This window comes from Flavobacterium limnosediminis JC2902, from assembly GCF_000498535.1.
GTDB classification, from domain to species: Bacteria; Bacteroidota; Bacteroidia; order Flavobacteriales; family Flavobacteriaceae; genus Flavobacterium; species Flavobacterium limnosediminis.
This window is the reverse complement of record NZ_AVGG01000005.1, coordinates 169,104-186,828: the sequence shown is the minus strand read 5'-3', so window position 1 is coordinate 186,828 and position 17,725 is coordinate 169,104. Positions and strand designations below refer to the sequence as shown.

The following is a 17,725-nucleotide window of genomic DNA, read 5'->3' as shown; positions in this document are numbered from 1 at the left end:
AATAAAAATGAAAAGAACTTAACCATAAAAAATTACTACCATGCAAAAAGAATCAGCCATATCAAAATGGGCGCTCATTTCAAAGTTTTTCCTGAAAACGGGAAAACGATTTGAGATTAGCCTCCTAATGATATTTACGTTTGGATTATTTTCAAATTCTGCTTTTGCGCAATTACCATTAGAAGAATTTACTAATGGAATACCTTCCACTTGGGGAATAACCAGCAATCAGACGGTTAGCAATAACTGGGTCCCGACAACACCAACAGGAGGTTATCTGAGCACTCCCGGTGCAATGGTAAATCCATCGCTTAATAATACGGTAGGTACTACCGCAGAATACTATTTGATAACTCCTCAATTTACGACTCCTGCCAATACTGAAATCAGATTTTTTACAAAACAGGGTAGTTCCATAAATAGAGGGACCATTTATCAGTTAAGACTTTCAACGGCTTCACAGCCGGATATTAGCAGTTTTACTGTTGTTTTACAATCCTGGACGGAGGCGCAATTGAATTCGCCTGCCACCACATACCAAGAAAAGATAGTTACTGTTCCTTCCATTCCGGCGGGAATACCTGTATATATTGCTTTTGTTGCTATTACGCAACAGGATGCGGCAAACCCTAACTCAGTTGGAGACACCTGGTTTGTTGATAATGCGAGAGTAATTTCAAGCTGTGGACCGGTAACAGGAGTCACTTCAACAATGTCAGCAAATGGCGGTCTGATTGGATGGTCTCATCCTACAGCCGATGATTTTGAAATTCAGATTGTTCCTCAGGGAGCCGGTATTGCACCAACAGGAACTCTTGTTCAGAATGGATTTTCATATAATGCAACAGGTCTAACTGACGGTACCAATTACGATGTATATATTAAAGCCCTTTGTGATCCTACAACAGCAAGTATATGGGCAGGGCCTTTCCCTGTAACCACTGCAAGATTGGGTATGCAGTGTGCTACTCCGGTAGTTATTCCAACGAACATATCAACAACACCATATGTTTTAAGCACAAATCTGGATACGTTTCATGATACCCAAACGTATACTCCTTTAAATTCACAAGGTTTAAGTTGCCAGCCGACATCTTCAAATATGAACTGGTTAAGTGGTGATCACGCCTTTTTATCGTATACACCTACAACCAGCGGGTTGGTAAATGTTGGGTTGTCTGTTAACGTTAATTCATCAACAGGATGTTATAACGCCTTATCAAGTGTTTTTATTTTCGACAGTTGTACCGGTATTGGTACAACAGCAAACTGCTTAGGCTCACTTGTTACAGGTTCTCCTTCAAGCGTTACTTCAGCACAACTTCCTAATGTATATTTGCAGGCAGGACAGACTTACTACTTTGTAATTTCGTCGCCTTTCCAATATAGTGCGACTCAGCCTGGTGCCAGTATTTGTTTCACGTTTACGTTATCGCAGCCTTCTTGCCCTGTTCCTGCAGGAATGTCTTATGAAGACTTAACCCATAACAGCGCAAGATTCGGATGGGCTAACCCTCAAAACTTAGTAAGCAATTGGGAATATATCGCAAAACCTGCTGCTTCCGGACCACCTATTGCTTCGGACGCTTTAACACCAACAACAAGCAACTTAGCTAGTAATGCCAGCAATATGGCTACAGGACTTACGCCTGATACGAATTATAATTTATACGTAAGATCAGTTTGTAGTGGCGTACCGGGACCATGGAGTAGTCCGTTTGCTTTCAGAACACAGTGTACTACATTTACGCCACCGTATTCCACCCAGTTTACAAACTCTACAAATGCTGAACCTCAGTGTTGGTCTGCTCTGGATTTGAATAGAGACGGCACTTCATTTGTTTATGCTGGAGCTCCTGATAACCCAAATGTGCAGGGACAAATAGTTAGGCTACGAACAATGGATTCCGGCAACCAGACAAATGATATGTTGATTTCGCCGAGAATTAATTTCAATGGCGTTACCCAAAAACAAATACGTTTTAAATTCAAAGGTTTTGGTGGATATACCAATAGTACCGGGTATGTTTTAGGGGAGTCTTCCTTTATGATGAAAGTATCAACTACCGGGATAGGGCCAAATAATTTTACGAGAGAAATATTACCGGTTGCAACCTATCAGACAGGAAACAACTATATTGAAAAAATTGTTGTTGTACCGACAGACGTTGTAGGCGACGTTAATATTGCCTGGTACTTGCCTCCGGGTTATGTGAATACAGCAACAAACTTCTATGTTGACGATGTTTATATTGAAGATTTGCCGGCATGTTCGCCACCAAGTTACCCTGGCGTAACAGCGGGTTCAATTACACAAACGTCGGCACAGTTTTACTGGACAAACGGATACAACAACACTCAATGGGAGGTTGCTGTTCAACCATTAAACTCAGGTGTTCCGACAGGAAGCGGAGAATTGGTTGGTACTAATCCGTTCACTAAGACTGGACTAACGCCTTCAACACGTTATGAATATTATGTAAGAGCATATTGTAGCGCAACACTACAGAGTGTTTGGGTTGGGCCTGTAAGATTCAATACATTATGTGATGCGCAGCCAGTGCCATATTATGAAAGCTTAAATGATGTTGACGTAACCACTAAAAAATTCTGTTGGAAGGTTGATAACAGAAATGGAGATAACAATTCCGTATGGACTATTGATGCTACTCAGGCAACAATCCAAGGTAGAGATCTTCCTTTTAATCCTTTTGTGAATTATGACGATTACCTGATATCTGCTCAAGTGAACGTAGTGGGGTCAAAAATGTTGAAGTTTAAGTATAAAGTGAGTGCTGATATTTTTAACCCTGAACAAAGACATACTTTTGAGGTTTTAATGTCGACTGCACCGGATATGAGCAATCCTACGGTATTGATTCCTTCACATGAGGTCACGAATGGTGATTACCAAGAGGATTTTGTGATTTTTACCGGAACAGGACCTGCTTACTTTGCATTCCACGTTCCGTCAACTATAAATCAGCCTTCTAATACCGGAGTGCTTTTTATTGATGATTTCAGTATAGATGACGCTCCGGCTTGTCCGGCTCCTTCTGTATTAACGGCTTCAAATATTTTACAAACGACAGCTACTTTAAGCTGGGTACCGGGATATAATGAAACACAATGGCAGGTTGCCATTCAGGCTCCAGGTTCAGGTGTACCAACAGGTTCAGGAACAGTTGTGAACACGAACCCTACCTATAATGCGACGGGGCTAACTCAGGATACTGTATATGAATATTATGTAAGAGCCGTTTGTGGTGCTGATTTCAGTGCCTGGATCGGACCATTCAGCTTCGAAACGGCCTGTGATGTGTTAACGACACCATTCCTTGAAACGTTTGAAACAAATTCAGCATCAGAATCTTGTTGGACAATTGTAAACTCTAATTTAGATGGAAATCAATGGGATATGAATTTCCCGGTGCTCCCTATTTTTGGAGAACAAACGGCAGATTTGAATTGTTATACAAACGGTAACAGTAATGATTGGTTGATTTCTCCTACAATAGCAGCGCAACCAAATCAAAGATTACGTTTTTATTACAAAAGTCATTATGAGCCTGTAATCGGAAATGATTTAAAAGTTAAACTTTCAACAAACGGAGCGGATATCTCTCAGTTTACGACCACTCTTTATGATACGGACGTTACCGGAACCATAAATAATGTGGATGTAAGGGAAATGGTAATCAATCTTACCAGTATTACAGCTCCTACCAATATTAATATAGCATTTCAAGTACCGCCGGGGACACCAGGTCCTGAAGGTTATAGAGGATCGTTTGTAGTAATTGATAATGTAAGTGTTGAAAGTATTCCGGCATGTCCGTCTGTATACAACGTGGTTACAAATGTTAACAGTCTTACCGACACGACAGCGGAAATCAATTGGCAGACAGCAGGTTCTGAGACTTCTTGGGAAATTTCCCTTCAGCCATACGGAACGCCTGCTCCGGTTGGAAATACGCAACCGCAATATTTACGTACAGCTAATGCGCATCCGTATACATTAACAGGGCTTACACCTTCAACACGTTATCAATATTATGTGAGGGCAATTTGTAGCAGTAGTTCACAAAGTGCGTGGGTTGGACCAATCGAATTCCTTACTAAGTGTGATTTGTCAAATGTATGTCAATACACTGTTACAGTAACAAACGGTAGTACAGGTCAGGTGCAAGCAGGTTTGGATGTTGTCCAAAATGGGGTGGTTCAACAAACACTTACTTTCCCGATAGTGGCACCTAACCAGCCTACTTCTCTATCGTATGACGTATACTTGTGTAGAGGAATTGAATGGAACTTGTATTGGAGAGGTCAGGGTAGCGGACTTCAATACTCGCAAGCACAGTTTACCGTAAGCGATCAGTCTGGAACTGTTATTTATACTAGTCCGCTAGGTTTAGGAACAATCAATACAAATGTTTATACGACAGTTTCCAACTGTACAACAGTTACTTGTCCGCAGCCTACCAACGTTGCAGTTAACAATTTAGGAGTACTTTCATGGACTCCGGGTGGTTCAGAAACGCAATGGGAGGTTTTTGTACAGCCATTAGGTTTGGGAGCTATTCCTCAAACAGGTGTTACTGTAAATGGTACGCCAAGTTATACTCCGACAGCTTCAGATTTCCTTAATCCTACTGCAGGAACTAACGAATTCTTTGTAAGAGCTGTTTGTGGTTCAACAGATAAAAGTTATTGGACAGGTCCTTATGTATTCATTAAAAATGATGAACCTCAGACTGCAATCGTACTTCCTGTGAATGCAAACGGAACTTGTAACTCTAAAGGTACTAAAGCTACCTTTACCGGAGCAAACGCTTCCAATGTGCCGACATCTTGCGGAGGTGTAAACGGAGGAGACATCTGGTATGAATTCGTGGCAACTTCGAAAATTCACACAGTGGAATTAAGCAATTGGACTCCGGGTAACTGGTGGACGAACGCAACTCAGGGAGTTTGGCCTAAGATTATGTTATCTTTATATGAAGTACAAACGGGTGGCGCACTTGTAGAGAAAGCTTGTAGCGAAAACAACTCGTTAACTGCAATATATTCATCTGAACTGACTGTGGGTACTACTTATAAAATAAGAGTTAAGCTTAATGAGACTAGTTCCCCTAAGATGTTTGATATTTGTGTAAGCACTCCTGAAAATACCTGTGATGTTAGTAATTTCAATTACAGTTTTGAAAAATTACCAATGCAGTATATAACAGGTGTTGCCACGATTGTAGAATCGGAGGTGGTTCCTGGATGGAGAACGAATACTGATTTTGGTACAATATTCTTCCATGAAGCATCAAATTCTCCTTCGGTAGTTCCTTATCACGGGTCCCAGTGTATTCAGTTAACGAGCGATTCTCCAAGTACATGGAATCCAAACGATCCCAATATCAAAGGAACATATACAGAGATTGAAACGCCGGCTGAGATCCAAAAAGTGAAGTATAGTTTTGCTTCGGCAACTAGATCTACCGGATCTGGAACAACTGTAGAATTGTGGGCAGGGCCGCCAACTGGTCCGTTTACGATGGTAACTGAGCATTTTACAAATTCATTGATTTGGAGTTTAAGAACAGGTGATTATGTTGTGCCTGCAGGACAAACCACAACGAGATTTATTTTCAGGGTTAAAAATTATGCTGGCGGACACTTGTTGGATGCGGCTAGTTTTAAAGCCAATACAGAAATTGTTACTGAAGATGCTACGGCGTCATGTAACTCAACGGTTACTGTTGTAAGTGAAGGAACAGGACAGTGGGTAGCTTCGGATACCAATCCGGTTGCTACGATTATTACTAACCCTGACAGCAATAACGCTACTATCACCGGATTCAATACACCGGGTGTTTACACTTATTTCTGGAAAACGCGTTATTGTGAAAAACCATTTACGGTAACTTACAATGGTTTCACTGAAGTGGCTACAGTAATTACACCGGTTGAATATTGTATCGGTCAGGCTGCTGTTCCATTAACGGCTACTGCGCCTGCAGGTTATACGTTACAGTGGTTTACCGACGCTGTTGGTGGTACGGGCGCTGCGAATGCTCCAACCCCGTCTACTGCAACTTTGGGTACAACCACTTACTATGTGGCTTTAGCGGATGCTAACGGTTGTACCGGTTCAAGAATTGCGGTTAACGTGATTGTTAATGACCTGGTTCCTTCTGTTGTTAATTTTACATATGATGATGTTTTATATTGTACAACTGGAGAAAACCCTGTTATAACTACCGCTGAAGGATTTACAACGGGTGGTACTTTCACTGCTGTTCCTGCCGGATTGAGTATAGACCAGGCTACTGGTGCTATTGATATCAGTGCAAGTGCCGGAGGAGATTATGTTATCACGTATTCAATAGGATCGATGGTTAACGGATGTAATCTTGAAGGAACGTCAGAAGGAATAGCTATGAAGGTAAATGCTTCCTGCGTAATCCCAAGAGGTATTTCTCCAAACGGAGACGGTTTGAATGATACATTCGACCTTACCGGAGTAGATGTGAAAGAGTTAATCATCTTTAACCGTTACGGAATGAAAGTGTATACTCACGGTGAAGGATATGAGAAAGAATGGGGCGGATTGTCGGATAACGGCGATAAACTACCGGACGGAACTTATTTCTATAACATCGTAAAAGGAGATAGCTCTACCGTTACAGGTTGGGTATACATCAACAGACAATACTAAAAACAAATAAAAACAGTCTGCCTATAATTTGTAGGCAGACTGTAATTATTAAAGCAATACAAGCTGAAATGAAAAAAATTTATTTTGCAATACTACTGTTGGGAGCAATTACCACAGACATGCATGCACAGCAAGACCCACATTATACACAGTATATGTATAACATGAATGTGGTGAACCCTGCTTATGCCGGTTCTAAAGAAAATTTAGCTGTTGGACTCTTATACAGAGAACAATGGGTGAATGTTGACGGGGCTCCTAAAACAGCAACGCTTTCGGCACACAGTCCGGTAGGGAAAAATGTTGGTTTGGGACTTTCTGTAATTTCCGATAAAATCGGACCTGTTGAAGAAACTAATGTTTATGGAGATTTCGCATATACCTTAAATTTAGGTGGCGAACATCGCTTGGCATTAGGATTAAAAACGGGTGTTACTTTTCATAATGCAGGACTTTGGTCGGATATCGGAAACGGATTTGTTCCGCAACCCGAGGACCCTGCCTTCAGTGAAAATATCAATAATACTTATTTTAATATCGGGAGTGGACTTTTTTACTACACCCAAAAATACTATTTGTCATTTTCCGTGCCGAATATGTTAGACGCAAAACATCTGGATTTGCAGGTTGACGGCGACGAATATCAGTTCGGAAGCGAAACCCAGCATTACTTCTTGTCAGGGGGGTACGTGTTTCAGTTGTCTGATAACACAAAATTCAAGCCTTCGTTTATGATGAAGTCGGCTTTCAATGCACCTACATCGTTTGACTTATCTGCGAACTTCCTGTTCTTTGAAAAGTTTGAAGCAGGGGCTACTTACCGAATTGAAGATTCATTCGGTGCCATGGTGAATTATCGCATAACTCCGGGAATCCGTCTTGGCTATGCCTATGATCATGTTATTTCCGAGTTGGATGCCACAACAAAAGCATCACACGAGTTCATGTTGTTGTTCGATTTGAATTTCCCTAAGAAGACATCAATATCACCAAGGTATTTCTAATCAAAAGAAGCTAAACAATGAAAAGAACATATATAAAAATAAGCTTGTTATTATTGATGACAACGGCCTACGCTCAGGACAATCAGACCAAAAAAGCCGATCAGTTTTTTGAAAGTTATCAATATGTGAATGCCATAGGAGAATACCTTAAATTAACGGAAAAAGATGCCGTTACGCCTTACGTTGCAAAACAATTGGCAGATAGTTATTACAACATCAATAACGTTACCGAGGCTTCAAAATGGTATGCAAAAGCGGTTGAAGGAAAAGCAGATGCTGAAACTTATTTCCGTTATGCACAAACGTTGAAGGTCTTGGGGAAATATGAGGAAGCGAACAAACAAATGGATGCTTTTTCTGCATTAGTGCCTTCGGATTCAAGAGCGAAAGAGCATAAGGCGAATCCGAATTACATTCCGAGTCTCACGAACAAAAGTAAAATGTTCGATGTTTCCGAAATTGCCATCAGTGTTAAAGGGAGCAGTGATTTTGGAGCGGTACTAACAAACGATAACACGTTGTATTTTGCAAGTACAAGAAACGCATCCGGAAAAAAAGACAAATGGGCCAATCAGCCGTATTTGGATATTTTTCAGACAACCCGAAATACAGATGGTACTTTTTCAGAACCGGTTGCTATAAAAGAATTAAATTCAGCTTTCCATGATGGTCCTGTTACTGTAAGCAAAGACGGAAATACTATGTTTTTTGCAAGAGACGGACACTCTGCCAAGCAATACGAAAAAGATAAAAAAAGCAATATTAAAGTTGGACAGCAAGGTTTATACAAGGCTGTAAAAGTAAATGGGAAATGGTCAAATATAGAAGCTTTGCCATTTAACAGTGCGAGTTATTCCGTTACCAATCCAAGTTTGAGCAATGACGGGAAAACACTTTATTTTGCTTCTAATATGCCTGGTGGTTTAGGTGAGTCAGATATCTGGAAAGTGTCTGTTGACGGAAACAGCTATGGTACGCCTCAAAATTTAGGAGCAGGTGTTAATACTGCAGGTAAAGAGAATTTTCCGTTCGTTACTGAAAACGACATATTGTATTTTGCCTCATCCGGAAAACAAGGGTTTGGTGGTTTCGATGTGTTCCGAATGGATCTAAATGGTTCGGGTCAACCTCAAAATGTAGGTAAGCCTGTAAATACTGAAAAGGATGATTTCGCATTCAGTTACAATGCAACATCTAAAGTCGGTTATTTTTCTTCCGACAGAAACGGTTCTGATGCTATCTTTGCAGCTAAAGAGGTTTGTGAAGCAGAAGCAATAGCTTTAGTTACGAATAAGAAAACGGGCGTTGCTTTGGCAAATGCTTCCGTATCCATTTCGGATGAAAAAGGTAATGTAATTGCAACCAAACAAACCGATGCAAGGGGAAGGGTAGCTTACGGAGTGGAATGTGAAACCGGTTATGTTTTCCAGGTTAAGGCTGAAAATTTTGAAACAGCTACTTTCCCGGTTAGCGGAATTAAATCGGGACAGGCGATAACAGAAGCTAAATTATCTCCGGTTGAAGTGATTGTTACGGATACCGAGGTGATTCTGAAGAATGTTTATTTTGATTTTAATAAGAGCAACATAACACCTCAGAGTGCAGAGGAATTGGACAAATTGGTTAGAGTGATGAATGACAATCCGTCGATGGTGATTTTTGTAAAATCGCATACCGATTCAAAAGGAAAAGCTTCATACAATCTTAAATTGTCCGGACAAAGAGCCCAATCAACAGTGGAATATCTGATTTCGAAAGGAATTGCCAGAGATCGGGTTAGCGGTAAAGGTTACGGAAGTACAGTTCCGAAAGTAGCATGTGGTTCGAATTGTACTGAAGAGCAGCATGCTCAAAACAGACGTTCAGAATTCATGATCGTTAAAAAATAAGCCTTTCGCTGAAGCTTTCACAATAAATATGCCCTGATGCAGTTATTGCGTTAAGTGGAAAATAATAAACAATGGCTAATCTCTGTTCAATACAGGGATTAGCTATTGCTCTTAAATAAAAACGGTTTAAATGAAAAAGATTTTAACATTATTAGTAGTATTAATTTTTGGCTATTCGGTGCAGGCGCAGAATTCGCCGAATGACTGTGTTAATGCTATCACGGTATGTGGGAACGGGACTTTCTCCTCTAATGCAAGCGGTATTGGAAACATACAGGAAATTTCGGGATCATGTTCGAGTTTTGAGCATAATTCACTTTGGCTAAGAATTAATATAGTACAATCGGGTACCCTGGGGTTTGATTTGATTCCTAATGATCCCGCTATAACTGTCGATTACGATTTTTGGGTTTTCGGGCCAAACCGCAATTGTGGTGCAGGTTTAGGGGCTCCCATCCGTTGCTGTACGACCAATCCTGCAGCAGCCGGTTTACCTAATAACCATACCGGTTTGAACAATACTACTGCCACGACTGCCGGTCCCGGAGCAAATGGTAACGGATATGTTCGTTATTTGGATGTTGTTGCCGGACAATTTTATTATATCGTAATAGACAGACCGCATGGAGACGGTGGATTTGAAATTCGCTGGAACGGAACCGCTATGAACGGTTCGGGAGCCTTTCCCATTCCGCCGACAGCAAATGCTATCCCTGATTTCATTACTTGCAGCATTACACCTAATGTTGGTATTTTTAATCTTAATACGGTAAGAAGTCAGATAAATTCTGATTTGACAAATAACACTATTAGTTTTTACACCACTTTTGCTAATGCCGTTGACGGTGTTTCCCCATTACCGGATATCTACGGAAACGTAACAAATCCTCAGCGTATTTATGCAAAAGTGGTAAACAACACTTCAGGTTGTTTTACGATTACCGATTTTCTTCTGAGGGTTGTCCAGGTACCTACGGCTACTATGTCTTTATCGAGAACGCAAATATGTTCAGGTGAAAGCGTCACGGTGACTTTTACAGGTTCACCGGGAGCAACTGTGGATTACAGGATTGACGGCGGGCCATTGCAATCGGCTTTATTGGATGCGGCCGGAACATTTTCTTTCACGGAATCACTTACAGCCAATAGAACCTATACTTTGGCTACCGTTAAAGTTTTAAACAGCAGTAATGTTGTGATTTGTTCGCAAAATATCAACAATTCTCAGACCGTGACGGTTAATCCGTTGCCAACTATCAGCGGATCATTAGGGGTTTGTCTTAGCGGGACTTCACAATTAACGGGTTCGGGAACACCGGCTGCCGTTTCTCCGTGGACATCCTCCGATACGGCTGTTGCAACAGTAAGCGCAACAGGATTGGTTACCGGTATTGCTCTGGGAACCGCTGTTATTACATATACTGACAGCAACGGTTGTTTCAATACAGCTACCGTTACAGTTAATGCGTTGCCAACGGTAAGCGGTGTGGCAACGGTTTGCGTTAACGCGACAACCCAGTTAACAGGATCGGGTACGCCTGCTGCTTCAAATGCCTGGGTTTCTTCCAATACTGTGATAGCAACTGTTTCTTCTGCCGGATTGGTAACCGGAGTTTCAGCAGGATCAGCGACCATTACTTATACCGACAATAACGGTTGTTCAGCATCAATGACGGTAACAATTGATGCGGCGCCAACAATTGGAGGAACATTATCAGCCTGTCAGAATGCGACAACCCAATTAACCGGATCGGGTACACCGGCAGCTGTCAATCCTTGGACCTCTTCGAATACAGCGGTTGCAACGGTAAATGCTACAGGTTTGGTTACCGGAGTTTCTGCAGGTACGGTAACAATTACGTATACCATCAATGGCGGATGTTCTGCTACGGCAGTCGTAACGATTAACGCTTTACCGACTATATCGGGTACGCCTTCAGGATGTCTTGCATCTACAACACAATTAACTGGATCGGGTACACCAGCGGCGGTAAACCCATGGACTTCTTCAAATCCTGCCGTGGCTACCGTAAACGCGAGCGGACTCGTTTCTGCAGTTTCAACAGGAACAACTACAATAACATACACTGATGCCAACGGATGTTCCAATACGTTTGTTTTTACAGTAAATGTAACGCCAACGGTAAGCGGTAATAACGCGGTTTGCGTTAATGCGACAACTCAATTGACAGGTTCAGGGACTCCGGCTTCTTCAAATGCATGGGCTTCTTCCAATACGGCTGTGGCAACAGTGAATGCTACTGGTTTGGTAACAGGAGTTTCAGTGGGTACAGCAACAATTACCTATACCGATGTTAACGGTTGTTCAAGCACAAGTAACATTACAGTGAATGCTTTGCCAACCATAAGCGGAACATTATTAATTTGTCAGGGTGGAACAACTCAACTGACAGGTTCAGGAACACCAGCAGTGGTAAATCCATGGATTTCCTCAAATACCGCTGTTGCTACCGTTGATGCTGCAGGTTTGGTGACAAGTGTATCAGCAGGTACAGCAGTAATTACATACACAAATGATAACGGATGTTTCGTTTCCACTTCGGTATTTGTTAATGCATTGCCGACAATTTCAGGTGCATTAACAGCCTGTATCGGTTCAACATCACAGTTAACGGGTTCCGGAACGCCAGCTGCTTCAAATGCATGGGTTTCTTCCAATACGGCTGTGGCAACGATAAGTGCAACGGGATTAATCACGGGTGTTTCGGTTGGAACTTCAACAATTACCTATATGGATGCCAACGGATGTTCAACAACAGCTGTTGTAAATATTTTGACGAACCCGACTGCTACTATAGCCATTTCGGGAGCCACTACAATCTGTACAGGATCAACAACTACAATTACAATTTCCGGATCACCTAATGCAACGGTGAACTATACGGTAAATGGGACACCTGCCAATATTTTTATACCTGCGGCAGGGACAGTGACTTTTACCACTGCAAATTTGTCGGTTCAAACCACTTATCAATTGGTTGATATTTCTGCGGGTTCAGGATGTACATCTCCATTATCGCAATCGGTTGTTGTGGATATTGCTCCTCAACCTACTGCCTCGATTTCGGGAACTACGTCGGTTTGTTTTAATTCATCGACTACAATAACGTTCACAGGGACAGCTGGAGCAACTGTACAATATACTGTTAATGCAGGGCCAAATCAATCTGTGATCCTTGGAGCAGGAGGAACGGCTACTGTAAATACAGGGAATTTATCTGCAGATGCGACATATACATTGGTAGATGTGACTGCCGGAACTGTACCTAATTGTATCGAAACCTTGTCGGGTTCGGCAATCGTTACGGTGGTACAGACTCCAACAGTTGCGGCTAACCCTGCTTCTCAATTGTTATGTTCCGGACAGTTGACCGGCATTCAGTTGCAGGGAACGGTTCCGAATACGACTTTCTCCTGGACGTATACCCAAACGGGAGGCGTAACCGGAGCATCCAATGGAACAGGAGCTGTAATTTCTCAGATGCTTACTACAGGAACTGCGGTAGGTACGGTAACATATACAATTACACCAAGTGTTGGAAGCTGTGTTGGTAATCCGATTACAGTTGATATAACCGTAACTCCGGTTCCGAATATTGTTGTTAATGTAACGGAACAATCTATTTGTACCGGAGGTACAACGAACATTACCATGTCAAGCGCAATTCCAACAACTACTTTCAACTGGAATGTTGTTCAAAACAGTGGGGTGACCGGTGCTACAGGTGGAACAGGAGCATCAATCAATCAAGTGCTTACGGCTTCCGGTACGACTATCGGTCAGGCTACTTATACCATCACACCGATAAACAACGGTTGTCCGGGTGTACCAGAAACGGTTACCGTGACGGTTTATCCGAATCCGAATGTTACCGCCAGTCCGCAAACATCAAGTTTGTGTTCGGGTGAGACCACCAATATCGTGTTGACCAGCAATGTACCAGGTACAACTTTCTCATGGTTGGTTGCACAGTCACCTGGCGTTTCCGGAGCTTTTTCGGATACAGGAGATACTATCAGTCAGACGCTGACAACTCTTGGAATGGCACAGGGTACAGTTACTTATACTGTTACTCCGGTGGTTAACGGTTGTACAGGACAAAGCATTGATGTTACAGTAACGGTTAATCCGATACCGGAATTGTTCACCTCTGGAAACCCACAGCCTATTTGTAGCGGTGAGCCTTCCGGAATTCTGCTTACGCCATTTATTCCGGGTACCTCCATTGAGTGGACCGTGGTTCAAAACGGTGTAAGTGGTGCCTCTGACGGAAGTGCCTCTGAAACCACTCCGGGAGCAGGAATACCAATCAGTCAGATTTTAACAACAACCGGAAATACGCAAGGAACTGCTATATATACTGTTACTCCTGTATTTAACGGTTGTTCAGGAACTCCGGTAACTATTGTTATTGAAGTGAATCCTTTGCCGAGTATTAGCATTCCTGACGGAGTTGTTTGTATCGATTCCATAACAGGTGCTTTGATTTTTGGATATGAAATGAATACCGGTTTAAGTGATACTGACTATGATTTCCAGTGGTATTACGGCAGTGATATGACAACTATTATAAGTACAGCTAGTTCTTATACAGCCACTCAGGACGGTCTGTATACCGTTTCGATCATGAATTCGAGTACGAGTTGTGACGAGGTGTTTATGATTAATGTAAACGAATCTAACCCGGCGCAGAGCGCAACAGCGGTGGTTACGAATTACTTTGAGGACAGCCAGGCGATTACGGTTACTGTGGCAGGAACTGGTTCGTATCTGTACAGTTTAGACGGAGGTGCATTCCAGACAAGTAATGTATTCCTTCACGTTTTACCGGGAGAACATACAGTAACGATTCACGATACTGTTGGTTGTACAAATATTGTTCTTACAGGTATTTTGACTATTGGTTATCCGCATTTCTTTACACCGAACGGTGACGGATATAATGATACTTGGAACATCTGGTCGTTGAGTGGTAATCAGCCAGATTCGGAGATTCATATTTTCGATCGTTACGGTAAGTTAATCAAACAGATGGTTCCGGCAGGAACGGGATGGGACGGAACGTACAACGGACAGGTTATGCCATCTACGGATTACTGGTTCACGGTGAAATACAAAGAGAACGGTGCTGAGAAAATGTTTAAGGCACACTTCTCGATGAAACGATAAACATCGAAAATAGCAAGTAATAAAAAAAGTCATTCGCATTGCGAGTGGCTTTTTTTATTAACCCTATTACGGTACTTCAACAACCCCTTTGACCACGTCTGGTAACGTGGTAGACCACGTTCGAAATACCATTTACCACGTTATGGAAGGTGGTCAACCCCGTTCCAGACCCCGTTTACCCCGTTGGTTGACGTGGTAAACCCGGTTTGGAACCCTATTTACCCCGTTGGATAACGTGGTTAACCAAGTTGAAGACGCCTTTCATCCCGTTATAAGACGTGGTAAACCCCGTTTGAGACCTCACTTACCCCGTAAAAGGACACATTTGTATTTTTTTTCAATTGCCACTCCAAACAAAGAAATGGTTTCCCTAATAGCCCTGATGGAAGTGGCATCTTTTACACCTGACAGGTTTTTAAAACCTGACAGGTGTAAAAATAGAACGTCCCGATAGCTATCGGGAAGCAGGAATAAGGATAGCAAAAAAGCCCTAACCATTCGCTCCTGAAAACAAAAAAGACGATCCTTTCGAACCGTCTTTTCTGAATTATATAAAGAGAATTAAATTATGCTAATTTCTTCAAGATAGCGTTTAATGTTTCGCTCGGACGCATTGCTTTTTCGGTCAACGCAAAAGACGGTTGGTAGTAACCACCAATGTTTTGCGGCTTGCCTTGTGATCCGATTAACTCGGCATCAATCTTAGCTTCGTTTGCTGATAATTCGGCAGCGATAGGAGCGAATTTCGCTTGTAACTCGGCATCCTTAGTTTGGTTTGCCAACGCTTCTGCCCAGTACATTGCAAGGTAGAAATGCGAACCTCTGTTATCAATCTGACCCACTTTACGAGCAGGGGATTTATCGTTTTTAAGGAATTTGTCATTCGCCTCATCTAAGGTTTCTGCCAATACTAATGCTTTTGCATTGTTTTGCGTTTGCCCTAAATGCTCCAATGAAGCTCCTAAAGCTAAGAACTCACCAAGAGAATCCCAACGTAAATAACCTTCTTCCACGAATTGCTCTACGTGTTTTGGCGCAGAACCTCCGGCTCCGGTTTCGAACAAACCACCACCGTTCATTAACGGAACGATAGACAACATTTTCGCTGAAGTTCCTAATTCTAAGATAGGGAACAGGTCGGTTAAGTAATCACGTAATACGTTTCCGGTTACGGAGATTGTATCTTGTCCGTTTTTCAGTCTTTCTAAAGTGAAATTGGTTGCGTCAACGATATTCATGATTCGGATGTCTAATCCTGTTGTGTCATGATTTTTTAAGTATTTCTCAACTTTCTTAATCATTTCTCTGTCGTGAGCACGTTGGTCATCCAACCAGAAAACAGCAGGAGTATCAGATAATCTTGCTCTGTTTACCGCCAATTTAACCCAGTCTTGGATAGGTGCGTCTTTAGTCTGACACATTCTGAAAATATCTCCTGCTTCTACGTTTTGCTCCATGAAAGTTGTTCCGTTTCCGTCGTGAACTCTCATAATTCCGTTAGCAGTAGCCTGGAATGTTTTATCGTGTGAACCGTACTCTTCCGCTTTTTGCGCCATCAAACCAACGTTTGGTACAGAACCCATAGTTGTTGGATCGAAAGCACCGTTCTTTTTACAGAAGTTTACTGTTGCTACATATAAACCGGCATAGTTTCTGTCCGGGATTAATGCTTTAGTATCTTGTAATTCGCCTTTTGCATTCCACATTTTTCCTGAAGTACGTACAAAGGCAGGTACAGAAGCGTCTACAATCACATCCGAAGGAACGTGGAAGTTGGTAATTCCTTTATCAGAATTCACCATTGCTACAGCCGGACCATTGTTTAAAGCTGCTGCAAGTGCTGCTTCGATTTCAGTCTGTTGTGGGTGTCCTGCTATTTTAGCGTAAACATCACCTAAGCCGTTTTTGGTATTTACATTTAATGAAGTTAAAACATCCGCATATTTAGCGAATACTTCTTCGAAATATACATCTACAATGGCAGAGAAGATGATTGGATCGGACACTTTCATCATCGTAGCTTTCAAGTGCACGGATAATAATTGTCCTTTGGCTTTAGCATCTGCAATTTCTTTTTTCGCGAATGCTTTTAAAGCCGATAAGCTCATAACCGATGAATCAATCACTTCACCCGCTTTTAATTTAGAAGCCGGTTTTAAGTTGGTTACGTTTCCGTTTGCGTCGATGAAGTCAATTACGAATTGCGTATCATTTTCAATAGTTACTGATTTTTCACTTCCGTAGAAATCACCTGCATCCATATGAGAGATTTCAGTAATGGAATCCGAAGACCAAGCGCCCATTGAGTGTGGGTTCGCCTTAGCGTAATTCTTAACTGATTTCGGTGCACGACGATCGGAGTTTCCTTCACGCAATACCGGATTCACAGCCGATCCTAATACTTTAGCATATTTTGCTTTGATTTCTTTTTCTGCATCGTTTTGTGGTTCTTCCACAAAGTCAGGAATGGCAAAACCGTGAGATTGTAATTCGGCAATAGCTTCTTTTAACTGAGGAACCGATGCCGATATGTTTGGTAATTTGATAATATTTGCTTCCGGAGTGGTTGCTAACTGACCAAGTTCTGTCAGAGCATCTCCGATTTTCTGATCGTCTTTTAAAAATTCAGGGAAATTCGATAAAATTCTTCCTGCCAGAGAAATATCTCTTAATTCGATATCAATATTTGCCGGAGCGGTAAAAGCCTGTACGATTGGTAAGAAAGAATGTGTGGCTAACATTGGTGCTTCATCCGTCAGGGTGTAATGGATTTTAGATTTCTGTGTCATCGTTGTGTATTTTCAGAATAAATAATAGATGTGTATAATGTTGCTTAAAAAGCATCGCAAATATAAGAAAATCGGTGCGAAAAGTAATCGTGAATTTGATGGATTTCAGCGAATTATCAGATTGCTATTTTGGCAACTCTTAA

5 protein-coding genes are annotated in these 17,725 nt (G+C 41.8%); 4 read left to right on the top strand and 1 reads right to left on the bottom strand.

Translation table 11 applies throughout. From position 1 onward, the window contains the following. The first annotated feature begins 40 nt into the window (after positions 1-40). The 4 genes from FLJC2902T_RS06725 (at position 41) to FLJC2902T_RS15765 (ending at position 14,793) form a co-directional block, all read left to right on the top strand. On the top strand, positions 41-6,709 hold the full coding sequence (locus FLJC2902T_RS06725; protein WP_081712538.1) for a choice-of-anchor J domain-containing protein: 6,669 nt from the start codon (positions 41-43) through the stop codon (positions 6,707-6,709). Between the two features lie 68 nt (positions 6,710-6,777). Next, positions 6,778-7,713 carry a PorP/SprF family type IX secretion system membrane protein gene (locus tag FLJC2902T_RS06720; RefSeq protein ID WP_023579036.1) on the top strand — a complete coding sequence of 312 codons (936 nt, stop codon included), beginning with the start codon at positions 6,778-6,780 and terminating at the stop codon, positions 7,711-7,713. A gap of 17 nt (positions 7,714-7,730) precedes the next feature. Next, on the top strand, positions 7,731-9,602 hold the full coding sequence (locus FLJC2902T_RS06715) for an OmpA family protein (RefSeq protein WP_023579035.1): 1,872 nt from the start codon (positions 7,731-7,733) through the stop codon (positions 9,600-9,602). A 130-nt stretch (positions 9,603-9,732) separates the two neighbouring features. After that, positions 9,733-14,793: an Ig-like domain-containing protein gene (locus tag FLJC2902T_RS15765; protein WP_023579034.1), complete on the top strand. Its 5,061-nt coding sequence runs from the start codon at positions 9,733-9,735 to the stop codon at positions 14,791-14,793. Positions 14,794-15,359: 566 nt separating this feature from the next. On the opposite strand, the gene FLJC2902T_RS06705 is transcribed toward FLJC2902T_RS15765, so the two are convergent. Beyond that, positions 15,360-17,582, bottom strand: coding sequence for an NADP-dependent isocitrate dehydrogenase (locus tag FLJC2902T_RS06705; RefSeq protein ID WP_023579033.1), 2,223 nt, complete (start codon positions 17,580-17,582; stop codon positions 15,360-15,362). Between the last annotated feature and the right edge of the window lie 143 nt (positions 17,583-17,725).